The sequence below is a fragment of the Streptomyces sp. NPDC005811 genome, assembly GCF_040630405.1.
Lineage (GTDB): Bacteria > Actinomycetota > Actinomycetes > Streptomycetales > Streptomycetaceae > Streptomyces.
The window spans coordinates 62,129-77,227 of record NZ_JBEXXK010000013.1 but is presented as its reverse complement, the minus strand read 5'-3'; the positions used below and the strand labels follow the sequence as shown (position 1 = coordinate 77,227).

Below are 15,099 nucleotides of genomic sequence, written 5' to 3'. Positions count from 1 at the left end.
AAAGTGGTGCACTTCACGCAATCTCCCGAATCGGAACCATCGGGAGCGCTTGATGCGTTTCCGCCACGGCGACGGGGTCCGGCTACGCCCCGAGAACCCTCCGCAGGTAGTCGTTCTGGAACAGACGTCCGGGGTCCAGCCGGTCGCGCAGCGCCGTGAACTCCTCGAAACGCGGATAGACCCGGGCGAAGTACTCCGCGTCGCGCGTGTGCACCTTGCCCCAGTGCGGCCGGCCCTCGTGCGCGGTGAAGATCTGCTCGGCGGCCGTGAAGTACCCCTGGTACGCCGTCCCCTTGACCATGTGGACGGCGATGTACGCACTGTCGCGGCCGGAGGCGGTGGACAGCGCGATGTCGTCGGCCGGCGCGGTGCGCACCTCGACGGGGAAGCTGACCCTGAGGCCGGAGCGCTCGACCATCGCCTTCACCTCGCGCAGCACCTCGGTGACGGCCGCGCGCGGGACGGCGTACTCCATCTCCACGAAGCGCACCCGTCGCGGAGAGGTGAAGACCTTGTAGGGGACGTCGGTGTAGGTGCGCGCCGACAGGGCCTTGCTGGAGACCTGGGCGATCGTCGGGATCGTGGCGGGCACCGCCCGGCCGACCCACTGCGCCACCTGGAACACCCCGTTGGAGAGGAACTCGTCCTCGATCCAGCCCGAGACCTGGCTCACCGGCTCGCGCGGGCCCGCGCTGCGGTTGTTGCGCTTGGTGTTGGTGTTCCCGGTGTGCGGGAACCAGTAGAACTCGAAGTGCTCGTTCTCGGCCCACAGCTCGTCGAAGTCGGCGAGCACCCGGTCGAACGCCATCGGCTCCTCGCGCGCGGTGAGGAGGAAGACCGGCTCCACCGCGAAGGTGATCGCGGTGACGACGCCGAGGGCGCCGAGGCCGATCCGGGCCGCCGCGAAGACCTCCGGGTTCTCCTTCTCCGAGCAGCTGAGCACCGAGCCGTCCGCCGTCACCAGTTCCAGGCCCTTGATCTGCGCGGCGATCGAGCCGGAGTCGCGGCCGGTGCCGTGGGTGCCGGTGCTGGTGGCCCCCGAGACCGTCTGCTCCATGATGTCGCCCATGTTGGTGAGCGAGAGCCCCTCGCGCAGGAGCGCCATGTTGAGTCTCTTGAGCGGGGTACCGGCCTCGACCGTGACCGTCATGGTGTCCCGATCGATCTTGCGGATACCGGTCAACAGTTGAGGGCGGATCAATACACCGTCCGTGGCGGCGATCGACGTGAAGGAATGGCCGGTACCGACCGCCTTCACCTTCAGACCGTCCTCGGCCGCCCGGCGTACCGCCGCGGCCAGCTCGTCGACGGAGGCGGGCATGACCTCCCGTGCGGGACGGGCGGTCACATTGCCGCCCCAGTTACGCCACGTGCCGTTCTTCCCGCTCGTTGTGGTGCTCAAGGGTGCCTCCCCGACCCGGAGCCGGCCTGCCGAGCCGGCGGTACCCGAGGAAACCGACCGCGACCGCGACGGCCCCGGACACCGCCGGAACCCCGTACCCGGCCTGTGCCCCGGCCGCGTCGATGACCCAGCCGGCGATGGAGGAGCCGAGCGCCACCCCGACCGCGAGCCCGGTGCTGATCCAGGTCATGCCCTCGGTCAATTGTGCGCGTGGTACGTGCTCTTCGATGAGGGACATGGTGGTGATCATCGTCGGAGCGATGGCCAGTCCCGCAGCGAACAGCGCCACGGCCAGAAACGGCAAGTTTCCGACCAGTAGGAGGGGGATCATACTCACGGCCATCATGAACACGCCCAACAGCCAGCGCTTTTCCGGCGCCCCCTTCAGCCGCAGCAGACCGAAGACGAGCCCGGCGACACAGGAACCGGCCGCGTAGAGCGCCAGCACCACACTCGCCGCGCCCTTGTGGCCCCGCTCGTCGGCGAAGGCGACCGTGACCACGTCGACCGCCCCGAAGATCGTGCCGGTCGCCACGAACGTCACCACCAGGACCTGGAGACCGGGCGAGCGCAGGGCGCTGCCGCCGCCGCGCTGCTCGCGCGGGTGCGGCACGGGCTCGGTGGCCCGCTGCGCGGTCAGCCAGAAGACCCCGACCGCGAGGAAACAGGCCGCCAGCAGCGGGCCCGCCTCCGGGAACCAGACGGTGGACAGTCCGATCGAGATGATCGGCCCGAAGATGAAGCACACCTCGTCCACCACGGACTCGAAGGAGTACGCCGTGTGCAGCTGCGGGGTGCCCCGGTACAGGGCCGCCCAGCGGGCCCGCACCATCGCGCCGAGACTCGGCACCGCGCCGATGCCCGCGGCGCACACGAACAGCACCCAGTCCGGCCACCGGAAGTGCGCGGCCAGCAGCAGCCCGGCCGCCGCGGCCAGTGCGAAGAGGGTCGCGGGACGCAGTACCCGGCGCTGGCCGTACTGGTCCACCAGACGGGATATCCGAGGGCCGGCCACCGCGGCCGCCAGCGCGATCGTCGCCGACAGCGCGCCCGCGAGGCCGTAGCGCCCGGTGAGCTGGGAGACCATCGTGACCACACCGATGCCCATCATCGACAACGGCATCCGGCCGAGGAACCCCGCGGCGGAGAAGCCCTTGGAGCCGGCGGCGGCGAACAGGGCGCGGTAGGGGCTGGGCACGGGTGTCTCCGGTCGGTCCGGTCACGCGCGCGTGGCGGCTCCCCGCGGCGGGACATGAAAACGGCTCGTCGGTGCGTGCCCGGTAACGCTCGGTAAGGCGTGAAGGCAGCCCATACAGCTTACGAATTAGGCAACCCTAATGCACCGGCGCGCACGCCCCGCGCGGGCCCCCGGCGCCGCGTCCGGCACCGCGTCCGGCGCGGCCCCGGTACGCCCCGCCGTTTCCCGGCTGTCGGAGGCGGGTGGCAGGATCGGACTCATGCCAGACGCGCTCGATGCCACCCCCTACGACGCCCTGCTCCTGCTCTCCTTCGGCGGCCCGGAAGGCCCGGACGACGTGGTCCCGTTCCTGGAGAACGTGACCCGCGGGCGCGGCATCCCGAAGGAACGCCTCAAGGAGGTCGGGCAGCACTACTTCCTGTTCGGCGGGGTCAGCCCCATCAACGACCAGAACCGCGCCCTCCTGGACGCCCTGCGCAAGGATTTCGCCGACCACGGCCTGGACCTGCCGGTCTACTGGGGCAACCGCAACTGGGCCCCCTACCTCACCGACACCCTGCGCGAGATGGTCGCCGACGGCCGCCGCCGCATCCTCGTCCTCGCCACCAGCGCCTACGCCTCCTACTCGGGCTGCCGCCAGTACCGCGAGAACCTCGCCGACGCGCTGGCCGCCCTGGAGGCGGAGGGCCTGCCGCTGCCGAAGATCGACAAACTGCGGCACTACTTCAACCACCCGGGCTTCCTGGAGCCCATGATCGACGGTGTCGTCCGGTCCCTCGCCGATCTCCCCGAGGACGTCCGCGACGGCGCCCACATCGCCTTCTCCACCCACTCGATCCCCGACGCCTCCGCCGACGCCTCCGGCCCGGTCGAGGACCACGGCGACGGCGGCGCGTACGTGAGGCAGCACCTGGACGTGGCCCGCCTGATCGCCGACGCCGTCCGCGACCGCACCGGCGTCGACCACCCCTGGCAGCTCGTCTACCAGTCCCGTTCCGGCGCCCCGCACATCCCCTGGCTGGAGCCCGACATCTGCGACCACCTCGAGGAGCGCCACGCGGCCGGCATCCCCGCGGTCGTGATGGCCCCCATCGGCTTCGTCTCCGACCACATGGAGGTCCTCTACGACCTCGACACCGAGGCCACGGCCAAGGCCGCGGAGCTGGGTCTGCCGGTGCGCCGCTCGGCCACCGTCGGCGCCGACCCGAGGTTCGCCGCCGCCGTCCGCGAGCTGGTCCAGGAGCGTGCCGCCGCCGAGAGCGGCCGCCCGGTCGCCCCGTGCGCCCTGGGCGCGCTCGGCGCGAGCCACGACCTGTGCCCCGTCGGGTGCTGCCCGGCCCGCGCGCCCCGGCCGGCCGCCGCGGGCGCCGACAGCCCCTACGCGTGAGGAGCCCCGTGACCGACCCCCTCCACCAGGATCTGCTCGCACTCGCCCGGGAGGCCGCCCGCCGGGCCGGCGAGCTGCTGCGGGACGGCCGCCCGGCCGACCTCGCCGTGGCCGCCACCAAGTCGAGCCCGATCGACGTGGTCACCGAGATGGACATCGCCGCCGAGAAGCTGATCACCGGCCTGATCTCCGAGCACCGCCCCCACGACGGCTTCCTCGGCGAGGAGGGCGCCGCCAGCCCGGGCAGCACCGGCATCCGCTGGGTGATCGACCCCCTCGACGGCACGGTCAACTACCTCTACGGCCTGCCCACCTGGGCCGTCTCCATCGCCGCCGAGCAGGACGGCGAGGCCGTCGTCGGGGTCGTGGAGATCCCGATGCGCGGGGAGTCGTACCACGCCGTACGCGGTAGGGGCGCCCGCGCGACCGGTGCCTGGGAGGGCGAGCGGGAGCTCTCCTGCCGCGCCCCCGCCCCGCTCGACCAGGCCCTGGTCTCCACCGGCTTCAACTACGTCACCGAGGTCCGCACCCACCAGGCCGAGGTGGCCCGGCGGATCGTCCCTCTGCTGCGGGACATCCGGCGCAGCGGATCGGCCGCCGTGGACCTGGCCGACGTGGCCGCCGGCCGCCTCGACGGCTACTACGAGCGCGGTCTGCACCCGTGGGACCTCGCGGCGGGCGACCTCATCGCCCGGGAGGCGGGCGCCCTGACCGGTGGACGCCCCGGAGAGCGCCCCTCACGCGATCTGGCGATCGCCGCCACCCCGGCCGTCTTCGAGCCCCTCCAGCGCCTCCTGGAGGACTTCGGCGCCTGGCACGACTGAGGTCCGGAGCACGCACCCGGGGGACGGCCCGCGGCGCGCACGCGAAGGGGCCCCGGCGCTGGATTCGCCGGGGCCCCTCCGTCACGCGTGCGAACGACGCGTACCAACCGCTCAGACGCTGGTCGCGCCGACCTCCACACCGTGTTCGGCGGCGAGGCGTCGCAGGTCGTCGAGCTCTGCCTGCTCCACCTCGACGAGGAAGTCGTCGCCCTCGTCGAGAGCCCTGGTCAGATCGGTCTCGGTCGCCCTTATGCGCTGCAGAAGTCCTGCGGTGAATGCGTCCATGCTGCGCCCCCTCGTCCTGGGTCGTGGGTCGATGGCACGGGGGTGTGCCGGTTCGGAAGGGGCGATCACGTCTCCATAGGTGCCCAGCGCTGCCCTGCCGGGCGGCGACGGTGCCGGACACCCACGCCCACTCTGCGGCAAGCGGATCGCGGAGTACCACATGGTGTTGTGGCACATGCAGAGCGTGATCGCGGGGTGTAAAGCCGTCCTCCCCCCGCTCCCTTCCACGGAAACCTCAACCGAACGAGAAAATCTCGCATTCCCGGGGTTCATACCTGTCCTTCATCGCGCCCTCACCGTCTTACCGCCGACTTATGGCCGAAAAGGGCAGGATGGAAGCACACACCCACCAGGATCCCTGCCCGCGTGCGCTCACGGAGCGCTACGGGTGGACACAGGAAGGACAAGCGACGTGCGCGTACTCGTCGTCGAGGACGAGCAGCTGCTCGCCGATGCGGTGGCCACCGGACTGCGCCGGGAGGCCATGGCCGTCGACGTCGTGTACGACGGTGCGGCCGCCCTGGAACGCATCGGCGTCAACGACTACGACGTGGTCGTCCTCGACCGTGACCTCCCGCTCGTGCACGGCGACGACGTGTGCCGCAAGATCGTCGAGCTCGGCATGCCCACGCGCGTGCTGATGCTCACGGCCTCCGGCGACGTCAGCGACCGCGTCGAGGGCCTGGAGATCGGCGCCGACGACTACCTCCCCAAGCCCTTCGCCTTCAGCGAGCTCATCGCGCGCGTGCGGGCCCTGGGCCGGCGCACCAGCGTGCCGCTGCCGCCCGTCCTGGAGCGCGCCGGCATCAAGCTCGACCCGAACCGCCGCGAGGTCTTCCGCGACGGCAAGGAGGTCCAGCTCGCGCCCAAGGAGTTCGCCGTCCTGGAGGTCCTGATGCGCAGCGAGGGCGCCGTCGTCTCCGCGGAACAGCTTCTGGAGAAGGCGTGGGACGAGAACACCGACCCGTTCACCAACGTCGTCCGCGTGACCGTCATGACGCTCCGCCGCAAGCTGGGCGAACCCCCGGTGATCGTCACCGTGCCCGGTTCCGGCTACCGGATCTGACGGCCGTGGCCGCCGCACCCGCGCCTCCCCAGGCGCCCCCGAAGCCCACCTGGGACCCCAGGAGGCCCCAGGCCCCCTTCCCCTGGCTGCGCCCCACGATCCGGATACGCCTGACCCTGCTGTACGGCGGCATGTTCCTGATCGCCGGCATCCTGCTGCTGTCGATCATCTACCTGCTGGCCGCACAGGCCATCAGCACGGGCAACCAGCCGCCGTTCAAGATCGTGAGCGCCAGCAACGAGATCAAGGTCGCCAGCGCCGACTGCCCCGCGGTCAACAACGCCACCGGTCTGACGCTCACCCAGTTCAACTCGGCGATCAGCGACTGCATCGACCACTCGCGCCAGGCCGCCCTGGACAACCTCCTCAGCCGCTCGCTGCTGGCCCTGCTGGGCCTCGCCGTGATCGCCTTCGCCTTCGGCTACGCGATGGCCGGACGGGTCCTGTCGCCCCTCGGGCGGATCACCCGCACCGCGCGCGCCGTGGCCGGCTCGGACCTCTCCCGCCGCATCGAGCTGGACGGCCCGGACGACGAGTTCAAGGAGCTCGCGGACACCTTCGACGACATGCTGGAGCGCCTCCAGCGGGCCTTCACGGCCCAGCAGCGCTTCGTCGGCAACGCCTCGCACGAGTTGCGCACACCGCTGGCGATCAACCGCACGCTGCTGGAGGTGCACCTCTCCGACCCGCACGCGCCCGTGGAGCTCCAGCAGCTCGGCAAGACCCTGCTGGCCACCAACGAGCGCAGCGAGCAGCTCGTGGAGGGCCTGCTGCTGCTCGCCCGCAGCGACAACCAGATCGTCGAGCGCAAGCCGGTGGACCTCGCCGAGGTCGCCGAGCAGGCCGTCGACCAGGTGCACGCGGAGGCGGAGGCCAAGGGCGTGGTGATCCGCGGCGAGCAGAAACCCGCGGTCGTCCAGGGCAACGGTGTCCTGCTGGAGCGCATCGCCCTGAACCTGGTGCAGAACGCCGTGCGCTACAACGTCCCGGAGGACGGCTGGGTCGAGGTGACCACCGAGGTCCAGCACGGGCACGCGGTCCTGGTCGTGTCCAACACCGGGCCGGTCGTGCCGGCGTACGAGATCGACAACCTCTTCGAGCCGTTCCGGCGGCTGCGCACGGAGCGCACGGGCAGCGACAAGGGGGTCGGGCTCGGGCTGTCCATCGTGCGGTCCGTGGCCCGGGCGCACGGCGGGCACATCGCGGCCCAGCCGCGGGAGGGGGGAGGGCTCGTGATGCGGGTCACCCTGCCCGTCTGAGATCATGTCGCCGACACACGCGGGGATGTTCGCTTTGCGCGGAATTCTCAGGACTCAGCCCTGGCGTCCCTGTGTGTGATCGATCACAAAGGCGAATTTCCGGCCATCTACTCTCCGTGATCATGAGGCCCGCCGGAAAGCCCGGAAAATCCGGGTTTTCGGGGGTCCTGATCACGGGAAGTACACGGTGAGACGCCTTTGAAGTGCGGCATCAGGACCGTGTACGGTCCCGATCGCCATCCAAGCCGATCACTCATGAGGAGTCCGGTTGGGTGTCGATTGAGTAACAGACCTTGATGTGAGGCAAAATCTCCGCCTCGAGGCGGGCACAAGTCCGGCCTCTCACGCGTTACGTGCGCTGGAGACACCGCATTCACCCAGAGGGGGAGAGGCGAAATGGCAACCGATTACGACACCCCACGCAAGACCGACGACGATGTCGACTCCGACAGCCTTGAAGAGCTGAAGGCCCGGCGGAACGACAAGTCCGCCTCCGCCGTCGACGTCGACGAGTTCGAGGCCGCGGAAGGACTGGAGCTTCCCGGAGCGGACCTGTCCAACGAGGAACTGGCCGTCCGGGTGCTCCCGAAGCAGCAGGACGAGTTCACCTGCATGAGCTGCTTCCTGGTGCACCACCGCAGCCAGCTGGCCCGGGAGAAGAACGGCCAGCCGATCTGCCGCGACTGCGACTGAGGCGGGGTCGGCCGTGACTGGCTCGACCCCCTCTCGGAAGCGCCGCTTCGGCAAGCCGGAAGCGGACCAAGGGCCGTCCGACGGCTCTCACGGCGTGCGTGACGACGAGCGAGGCTCATCCGGTACGGGAGTGGTCCCTGCGGGATCGGCCTCGCTCGGTACAGCAGGCGACGGGGCTGACCTCCCGGAGCCTGGGCGAGGACCCGCACCCGTCGCCAGACGACGGGTCGCGGTGATCCGCGACAAGGCCAGGGACCTGGCCCGGGAAGGCGTCCGCAAGGGCGGGGACCGAGCCAGGGCCGGTCTGGCCTACCTCGCGGACCGGATCATCGAGATCGCCCCGAGGATCCCCGTACGGGACCTCAGGACGCTCCGCGGGCAGTTCCCCGGCCTCGGGCCGGAACAGCTCGCCGACAAGCTCGTGGCGGGCGCGGCGAACGCCACGTCCACGGTCGGCGCGGGCGTCGGCGCGGCGGCCATGCTGCCCGTGCCGCCCGCGATGCCGACCGAGCTGGCCGCGGAGATCACCGGGGTGGCGGCGATCGAGCTGAAGCTCATCGCCGAACTGCACGAGGTGTACGGCCTCAGACCGCCCGGCAGCCTCAAGGACCGCAGCACGGCCTATCTGCGCGCCTGGTCGGGCGAGCGCGGCATCGACCCGCTCAAGCCGTCCTCGGTCAACTCCGCGCTCGGCGGCCAGATGAAACGCGAACTGCGCCAGCAGATCATGAAACGGCTCGTCCGCGACCTGCCGATGCTGGTGCCCTTCCTGGTGGGCGCCGTGGTGGGCGCCGCCATGAACCGGCGCGACACCAAGAAGCTGGCCGCGAGGATCCGCGCCGATCTGCGCAAGGCCCAGGTGCCCTGGGAGGCCCTGGCGGACCTGCCGCCGCTGGAGAAACCGGAACACCCCCTGGACATGACGGAGCTCCCCGGACATCCCAGGGAGCTCGGGTACTGAGCCGGGGCGTCGCCGCCTAGACCGCGGCCTCCCGCGCCGTGCGCAGCGCCTGCGCCAGCCGCTCCGGCTCCCGCGTCGACAGATACAGGTACGGCGTCGGGTCGTCCGGGTCGGTGACCTGTACCTTCAGCGCGGTGGGGATGTAGGCGCGCAGCAGCAGGAACGCGCGCACGTCCGCCTTGTAGGTGCGCCAGGCGCGCGCCTCCTCAGGATCCAGCACCTCCGCCTCGCCGAGGGCCGCGACCGGGATCTTCGCCTCGCCGGCGATCAGCGCGTCCCCGACCACCCGGATGCGCACGGACCCGTACGAGCTGGCGGCGACCGCGGCGACCGCGGTGCCGCCGACCAGGCCGCCCAGCAGCGGCAGGGTGCCGAAGGGCAGCAGGATCAGGGCGAAGGAGACGCCCACGAGGAACGAGATCAGCCACCAGGTGCGCGGGGCGGTGAGACGTTCTTCGTAAGGGGTGGCGGAGAGCTGCATGCCGTCAAGCTTGGCACGGTGCCCGGTATTGGCCGACGCGCGGGTAAGGTCTGCGCCTGTGAGTGGTACTTCTGCAGCTCTTCAGCCTCCCGCCGACGCCGTGAAACCCGTTCGGCACCCCGATGCTCCCGCGCCCGGCGAGCTCCTCGGTGCCCACTACGAACAGTGTTTCGGGTGCGGCGGCGGACAGGCGCACGGGCTGCACCTCCAGGCGCGGGCCGGTGAGGGGGTCGCCGTCACCGCCGAGTTCACGGTGCAGTCCGCCCACCAGGGCGCCCCGGGGCTCGCGCACGGCGGAGTGCTGGCCACCGCCCTCGACGAGACGCTCGGCTCGCTGAACTGGCTGCTGCGCACCATCGCGGTGACCGGTCGGCTGGAGACCGACTTCGTGCGGCCGGTGCCCGTCGGCACCACGCTGTACCTGGAGGCCGAGGTGACCGCGGTGGCCCGGCGGAAGATCTACTCGACGGCCACCGGACGCATCGGCGGTCCCGAGGGCCCGGTCGCGGTCCGCGCCGACGCGCTCTTCGTCGAGGTCGAGGTGGCGCACTTCGTCCAGCACGGCCGCGAGGAGGAGATCCAGGCGGCCATGAGCGACCCCGACCAGGTCCGGCGCACGCGCGCCTTCGAGGTGAACCCGTGAGCCGCGACCCCCTGAACGTCCTGATCCGGCGCGTCCACCCCGACGTACCGCTTCCGGCGTACGAGCACCCCGGGGACGCGGGGGCGGATCTGCGGACCACCGAGGCCTGTGCACTGGGGCCCGGCGAACGGGCCGTCCTGCCCACGGGGGTGTCGATCGCGCTGCCCGAGGGGTACGCGGCCTTCGTGCATCCCCGGTCGGGGCTCGCGGCCCGCTGCGGAGTCGGACTCGTGAATGCCCCGGGGACGGTTGATGCCGGGTACCGTGGGGAGATCAAGGTGATCGTGGTGAATCTCGACCCGCGCGAGTCCGTGCGGTTCGAGCGCTTCGACCGGATTGCCCAACTGGTCGTCCAGCAGGTCGAGAGGGTCCGCTTCCAGGAGGTCGCGGAACTTCCCGAATCGGCACGGGCCGCGGGGGGCTTCGGGTCCACCGGCGGGCATGCCGCGGTGGGCGATGCAAGCGGTCAGGCCGCCCTGGGCGGCAGTGTGGGTGGGTATCGATACGCTTCGGTCGTATCCGACCGGGAAGGACAGTGACGTGTTCGGACGTCGCAAGAAGAAGGGTGCCGCCGAGGACGCGGCCGGCGAGGCCGAGCAGGTCGTCGACAGTGTCGACACTGAGGCGGACGAAGAGGTAACGGGCGAGCGTGAGCGCGTCCGGCTCGAGCCCGAGCCGCGGCCCGACGGACCCTGGGACAGCACCGAGGTCCGCGACCCGGCCGAGGGCCGGGTGGACCTGGGCGGTCTGTTCGTGCCGGGCGTCGACGGCATGGAGCTGCGCGTCGAGGTCGCGGGCGACGCGATCGTCGCCGCCACCGTCGTCCTGCGCGACAGCGCCGTCCAGCTCCAGGCCTTCGCCGCGCCCAAGCGCGAGGGCATCTGGGGCGAGGTGCGCGAGGAGATCGGTTCGGGCATCACCCAGCAGGGCGGCATCATCGACGAGGTCGAGGGTCCGCTGGGCTGGGAGCTGCGGGCCCAGGTCCCGGTACAGCTGCCGGACGGCACCGGCGGCTTCCATGTCGTCCGGTTCGTGGGTGTGGACGGCCCCCGCTGGTTCCTGCGCGGAGTGATCTCCGGTCAGGGCGCGGTGCAGCCGCAGGCCGCCGGGCTGCTCGAGCAGATCTTCCGGGACACGGTCGTGGTGCGCGGCGACGGCCCGATGGCGCCGCGCGACCCCATCGTCCTCAAGCTGCCGAACGACGCGCAGATGGTGCCCGAGGGCATCCAGCAGCAGGACGAGGGTTCCCGCTTCTCCGGAGGCATGGGCCAGCTCCAGCGCGGACCGGAGATCACCGAGGTCCGCTGAGCCGAGCAGCGCCCGGCCGGAAAGGCCGAGACGAAGAGCCGTACCCCCCGGGGGGTGCGGCTCTTTTCGTGCGGGTGGGCTTGGCACCGAGGCGCTGACCCGGCAGAACCGCCCGGCCGGGACCACCAGCCTGTTCGTCGCCCGGGAGACCCGCCGCGTCAGGGTTGCGTCAAAGGCGCCCCCCGGCGCACCGCTCGCCCCCTTTGCCGGACCCGATGGCCGTAGGGTCGACGCTGCGTAGGCAGGAGTCACGGGAAGACAATGGGGCCATGGCGCGCGGCAAGCTTCGGATCTACCTCGGTGCGGCACCCGGCGTGGGCAAGACCTACGCCATGCTGTCCGAGGCGCACCGCCGGGTGGAACGCGGTACGGACTGCGTGGTGGCCTTCGTCGAGCACCACGGCCGCACCCGCACCGAGGTGATGCTGCACGGCCTCGAGCAGGTCGCGCGCCGCGAGCTGGAGTACCGGGGCGGCGTCTTCACCGAGATGGACGTGGACGCGGTCCTCGCCCGCCGTCCCCAGGTCGCCCTGGTGGACGAACTGGCGCACACCAACGTCCCCGGCTCGCGCAACGCCAAGCGCTGGCAGGACGTGGAGGAACTCCTCGCGGCCGGCGTCGACGTCGTCTCGACCGTCAACATCCAGCATCTGGAGTCCCTCGGGGACGTGGTCGAGTCCATCACGGGCGTACGGCAGCAGGAGACCGTGCCCGACGAGTTCGTCCGGCGGGCCGACCAGATAGAGCTGGTGGACATGTCACCGGAGGCCCTGCGCCGCCGGATGGCGCACGGCAACATCTACCGGCCGGACAAGGTCGACGCGGCCCTGTCCAACTACTTCCGGCCCGGCAACCTCACCGCCCTGCGGGAACTCGCCCTGCTCTGGGTGGCCGACCGGGTCGACGCGTACCTGAAGCAGTACCGCAGTGAGCACCGGGTGTCGGCGATCTGGGGCTCGCGCGAGCGGATCGTCGTCGGGCTCACCGGCGGCCCGGAGGGGCGCACCCTCATCCGGCGCGCGGCCCGGCTCGCCGAGAAGGGCGCCGGCGGCGAGGTCCTCGCCGTCTACATCGCGCGCAGCGACGGACTGACCTCGGCCTCGCCCAAGGAACTGGCCGTCCAGCGCACCCTCGTGGAGGACCTCGGCGGCACCTTCCACCATGTGGTCGGCGACGACATACCGGCCGCGCTGCTCGACTTCGCCCGGGGGGTGAACGCCACCCAGATCGTCCTCGGCTCCTCGCGCCGCAAGGCCTGGCAGTACGTCTTCGGGCCGGGCGTCGGCGCCACGGTCGCCCGCGAGTCGGGTCCCGACCTCGACGTGCACATCGTCACGCACGGCGAGGTGGCCAAGGGCCGGGGGCTGCCCGTGGCCCGGGGCGCCCGGCTCGGCCGGGCCCGGATCATCTGGGGCTGGCTCGTCGGCCTGGGCGGCCCGGTGGTCCTCGCGCTGCTGCTGAACACCGTCCACCTCGGGCTCGCCAACGACATGCTGCTGTTCCTGGCGGTGACCGTGGCGGCCGCGCTGCTCGGCGGGCTGCTGCCGGCGCTGGCCTCGGCGGCGCTGGGCTCGCTGCTGCTGAACTTCTTCTACACCCCGCCCCTGCACCGGTGGACGATCGCGGACCCGAAGAACATCATCGCCATAGTGATCTTCGTGGGCGTGGGGGTGTCCGTGGCGTCGGTGGTCGACCTGGCGGCCCGGCGCACCCACCAGGCGGCCCGGCTGAGGGCCGAGTCGGAGATCCTGTCCTTCCTCGCGGGCAATGTGCTGCGCGGCGAGACCAGCCTGGAGGCCCTGCTGGAACGGGTCCGGGAGACCTTCGGCATGGAGTCGGCGGCGCTGCTGGAGCGGGCGGACGACCGGGCCCCGTGGACCTGCGCGGGCCATGTGGGCCTCGGACGGCCGGTGCAGCGCCCGGACGAGGCGGACGTGGACGTCCCGGTCGGCGACCGCGCGGCGCTGGCGCTCACCGGCCGGGTACTGCCCGCCGAGGACCGCCGGGTGCTGGCCGCGTTCGCGGCGCAGGCCGTCGTCGTCCTGGACCGCAGACGGCTCCAGGAGGAGGCCGAACACGCCCGCGCGCTGGCCGAGGGCAACCGGATCCGCACCGCGCTGCTGGCCGCCGTCAGCCACGATCTGCGCACCCCGCTGGCCGGGATCAAGGCCGCGGTCTCCAGTCTGCGGTCCGACGACGTGGCCTGGTCCGAGGAGGACCGGGCGGAGCTGCTCGAAGGCATCGAGGAGGGCGCCGACCGGCTCGACCACCTGGTGGGCAACCTGCTCGACATGTCCCGCCTCCAGACCGGGACGGTCACGCCGATCATCCGGGAGATCGACCTCGACGAGGTGGTGCCGATGGCCCTCGGCGGGGTCCCCGACCCGGAGGAGAGCGTCGAGCTGGACATCCCCGAGACCCTGCCCATGGTCGCCGTCGACGCCGGACTGCTGGAGCGGTCGGTGGCCAACCTGGTCGAGAACGCGGTCAAGTACAGCCCGGCCGGCGAACCGGTGCTGGTCGCCGCGAGCGCGCTGTCCGACCGGGTCGAGGTCCGGGTGGTGGACCGCGGGCCGGGTGTCCCCGACGAGGCCAAGGAGCGGATCTTCGCGCCCTTCCAGCGGTACGGCGACGCACCGCGCGGGGCGGGCGTGGGACTGGGCCTCGCGGTCGCACGGGGCTTCGCCGAGGCCATGGGCGGCACCCTCGACGCCGAGGACACACCCGGCGGAGGCCTCACCATGGTCCTCACACTGCGCGCGGCGGCGGTGACGGCACAGCCGCCGGCACCGCCCGGCGCGGACACCGCGGCACCGCCCGCGGCACCAGGACGTTCGGTACGACCGGAAAGGCAGGCTTCATGGTGAGTCCTGCTGGGGGAACCTCCCAGACCGCCACCAGGGTGCTGGTGATCGACGACGAGCCGCAGATCGTGCGCGCCCTCGTGATCAACCTCAAGGCACGCAAGTACGAGGTCGACGCCGCCCACGACGGCGCCACCGCCCTCCGGCTCGCCGCCGCCCGCCACCCGGACGTGGTGGTCCTCGACCTCGGACTGCCCGACATGGACGGCGTCGAGGTGATCCGGGGGCTGCGGGGCTGGACCCGGGTGCCGATCCTGGTGCTGTCGGCCCGGCACTCCTCGGACGAGAAGGTCGAGGCGCTCGACGCGGGCGCCGACGACTACGTCACCAAGCCCTTCGGCATGGACGAACTGCTGGCCCGGCTGCGGGCCGCCGTGCGCCGGGCCGAGCCGGCCGGCGGCGGGGAGGACGACGTCCTGGTGGAGACCGACGGGTTCACCGTCGACCTCGCCGCGAAGAAGGTCCACCGGGACGGCAGGGACGTCCGGCTCACCCCGACCGAGTGGCATCTGCTGGAGGTGCTGGTGCGCAACACCGGGCGCCTGGTCGGGCAGAAGCAGCTCCTCCAGGAGGTGTGGGGGCCGTCGTACGGCACCGAGACGAACTACCTGCGGGTCTACATGGCCCAGCTCAGACGGAAGCTGGAGACGGATCCCGCGCACCCGAGACACTTCATCACCGAACCGGGGATGGGCTACCGCTTCGAGAAGTGAGCCGCGGGACGGGTT

Annotated in this window: 15 protein-coding genes; 11 read left to right on the top strand and 4 right to left on the bottom strand. The window is 71.6% G+C overall.

Annotated elements, in window-relative coordinates; genetic code table 11:
- Window positions 1–82: 82 nt before the first annotated feature.
- Both ABZ490_RS16055 and ABZ490_RS16050 read right to left on the bottom strand, forming a co-directional pair.
- The gene (locus ABZ490_RS16055) at window positions 83–1,402 is read right to left on the bottom strand and encodes a D-arabinono-1,4-lactone oxidase (protein ID WP_358989694.1); all 1,320 of its coding nucleotides are present in this window, start codon (window positions 1,400–1,402) and stop codon (window positions 83–85) included.
- Entirely contained in the window at window positions 1,362–2,600 is a 1,239-nt protein-coding gene (locus ABZ490_RS16050; RefSeq protein ID WP_358989692.1) for an MFS transporter, read from the bottom strand. Before ABZ490_RS16050 ends, ABZ490_RS16055 begins: the two co-directional genes overlap by 41 nt.
- Window positions 2,601–2,859: 259 nt before the next feature.
- Between ABZ490_RS16050 and ABZ490_RS16045 the strand changes: the two genes are divergently transcribed.
- Both ABZ490_RS16045 and ABZ490_RS16040 read left to right on the top strand, forming a co-directional pair.
- Window positions 2,860–3,987 (top strand): ferrochelatase, encoded by a 1,128-nt coding sequence (locus ABZ490_RS16045; RefSeq protein WP_358989690.1) that lies wholly within the window; start codon window positions 2,860–2,862, stop codon window positions 3,985–3,987.
- A gap of 8 nt (window positions 3,988–3,995) precedes the next feature.
- Entirely contained in the window at window positions 3,996–4,811 is an 816-nt protein-coding gene (locus ABZ490_RS16040) for an inositol monophosphatase family protein (protein ID WP_358989688.1), read from the top strand.
- Between the two features lie 111 nt (window positions 4,812–4,922).
- Here ABZ490_RS16040 and ABZ490_RS16035 read toward each other — a convergent pair whose 3' ends face one another.
- Window positions 4,923–5,096, bottom strand: a complete 174-nt coding sequence (locus ABZ490_RS16035) for a hypothetical protein (RefSeq protein WP_358989686.1) — start codon at window positions 5,094–5,096, stop codon at window positions 4,923–4,925.
- A 412-nt stretch (window positions 5,097–5,508) separates the two neighbouring features.
- Between ABZ490_RS16035 and ABZ490_RS16030 the strand changes: the two genes are divergently transcribed.
- The 4 genes from ABZ490_RS16030 (at window position 5,509) to ABZ490_RS16015 (ending at window position 9,075) form a co-directional block, all read left to right on the top strand.
- Window positions 5,509–6,162 (top strand): response regulator transcription factor, encoded by a 654-nt coding sequence (locus ABZ490_RS16030; protein ID WP_003993508.1) that lies wholly within the window; start codon window positions 5,509–5,511, stop codon window positions 6,160–6,162.
- 5 nt (window positions 6,163–6,167) lie between these two features.
- Entirely contained in the window at window positions 6,168–7,421 is a 1,254-nt protein-coding gene (locus ABZ490_RS16025; protein ID WP_358989684.1) for a HAMP domain-containing sensor histidine kinase, read from the top strand.
- A 396-nt stretch (window positions 7,422–7,817) separates the two neighbouring features.
- Window positions 7,818–8,114, top strand: coding sequence for a DUF4193 domain-containing protein (locus ABZ490_RS16020; protein WP_003993510.1), 297 nt, complete (start codon window positions 7,818–7,820; stop codon window positions 8,112–8,114).
- A gap of 13 nt (window positions 8,115–8,127) precedes the next feature.
- The gene (locus tag ABZ490_RS16015) at window positions 8,128–9,075 is read left to right on the top strand and encodes a hypothetical protein (protein ID WP_358989682.1); all 948 of its coding nucleotides are present in this window, start codon (window positions 8,128–8,130) and stop codon (window positions 9,073–9,075) included.
- Between the two features lie 16 nt (window positions 9,076–9,091).
- Here ABZ490_RS16015 and ABZ490_RS16010 read toward each other — a convergent pair whose 3' ends face one another.
- Entirely contained in the window at window positions 9,092–9,556 is a 465-nt protein-coding gene (locus ABZ490_RS16010) for a DUF3093 domain-containing protein (RefSeq protein WP_055633557.1), read from the bottom strand.
- Between the two features lie 58 nt (window positions 9,557–9,614).
- On the opposite strand from ABZ490_RS16010, the gene ABZ490_RS16005 reads away from it, so the two are divergent.
- The 5 genes from ABZ490_RS16005 (at window position 9,615) to ABZ490_RS15985 (ending at window position 15,084) form a co-directional block, all read left to right on the top strand.
- Window positions 9,615–10,199, top strand: coding sequence for a PaaI family thioesterase (locus ABZ490_RS16005; protein ID WP_358989679.1), 585 nt, complete (start codon window positions 9,615–9,617; stop codon window positions 10,197–10,199).
- Window positions 10,196–10,738 carry a dUTP diphosphatase gene (gene dut / locus ABZ490_RS16000; protein WP_358989677.1) on the top strand — a complete coding sequence of 181 codons (543 nt, stop codon included), beginning with the start codon at window positions 10,196–10,198 and terminating at the stop codon, window positions 10,736–10,738. The genes ABZ490_RS16005 and dut overlap by 4 nt, the downstream gene beginning before the upstream one ends.
- 1 nt (window position 10,739) lies before the next feature.
- Window positions 10,740–11,507, top strand: coding sequence for a DUF3710 domain-containing protein (locus tag ABZ490_RS15995; RefSeq protein ID WP_358989675.1), 768 nt, complete (start codon window positions 10,740–10,742; stop codon window positions 11,505–11,507).
- 269 nt (window positions 11,508–11,776) lie between these two features.
- Window positions 11,777–14,374 carry an ATP-binding protein gene (locus tag ABZ490_RS15990; RefSeq protein ID WP_358989673.1) on the top strand — a complete coding sequence of 866 codons (2,598 nt, stop codon included), beginning with the start codon at window positions 11,777–11,779 and terminating at the stop codon, window positions 14,372–14,374.
- Window positions 14,368–15,084 carry a response regulator gene (locus ABZ490_RS15985; RefSeq protein ID WP_358989671.1) on the top strand — a complete coding sequence of 239 codons (717 nt, stop codon included), beginning with the start codon at window positions 14,368–14,370 and terminating at the stop codon, window positions 15,082–15,084. The genes ABZ490_RS15990 and ABZ490_RS15985 overlap by 7 nt, the downstream gene beginning before the upstream one ends.
- The last annotated feature ends 15 nt before the right edge of the window (window positions 15,085–15,099 follow it).

What these genes read in the sequence shown, in the direction of transcription:
- ABZ490_RS16045 (WP_358989690.1), top strand. Translation starts at nt 2,860, where the DNA reads ATGCCAGACGCGCTCGATGCCACCCCCTACGACGCCCTGCTCCTGCTC.
- ABZ490_RS16035 (WP_358989686.1), bottom strand. Translation starts at nt 5,096, where the DNA reads ATGGACGCATTCACCGCAGGACTTCTGCAGCGCATAAGGGCGACCGAG.
- ABZ490_RS16020 (WP_003993510.1), top strand. Translation starts at nt 7,818, where the DNA reads ATGGCAACCGATTACGACACCCCACGCAAGACCGACGACGATGTCGAC.
- ABZ490_RS16010 (WP_055633557.1), bottom strand. Translation starts at nt 9,556, where the DNA reads ATGCAGCTCTCCGCCACCCCTTACGAAGAACGTCTCACCGCCCCGCGC.
- ABZ490_RS15990 (WP_358989673.1), top strand. Translation starts at nt 11,777, where the DNA reads ATGGCGCGCGGCAAGCTTCGGATCTACCTCGGTGCGGCACCCGGCGTG.
- ABZ490_RS15985 (WP_358989671.1), top strand. Translation starts at nt 14,368, where the DNA reads ATGGTGAGTCCTGCTGGGGGAACCTCCCAGACCGCCACCAGGGTGCTG.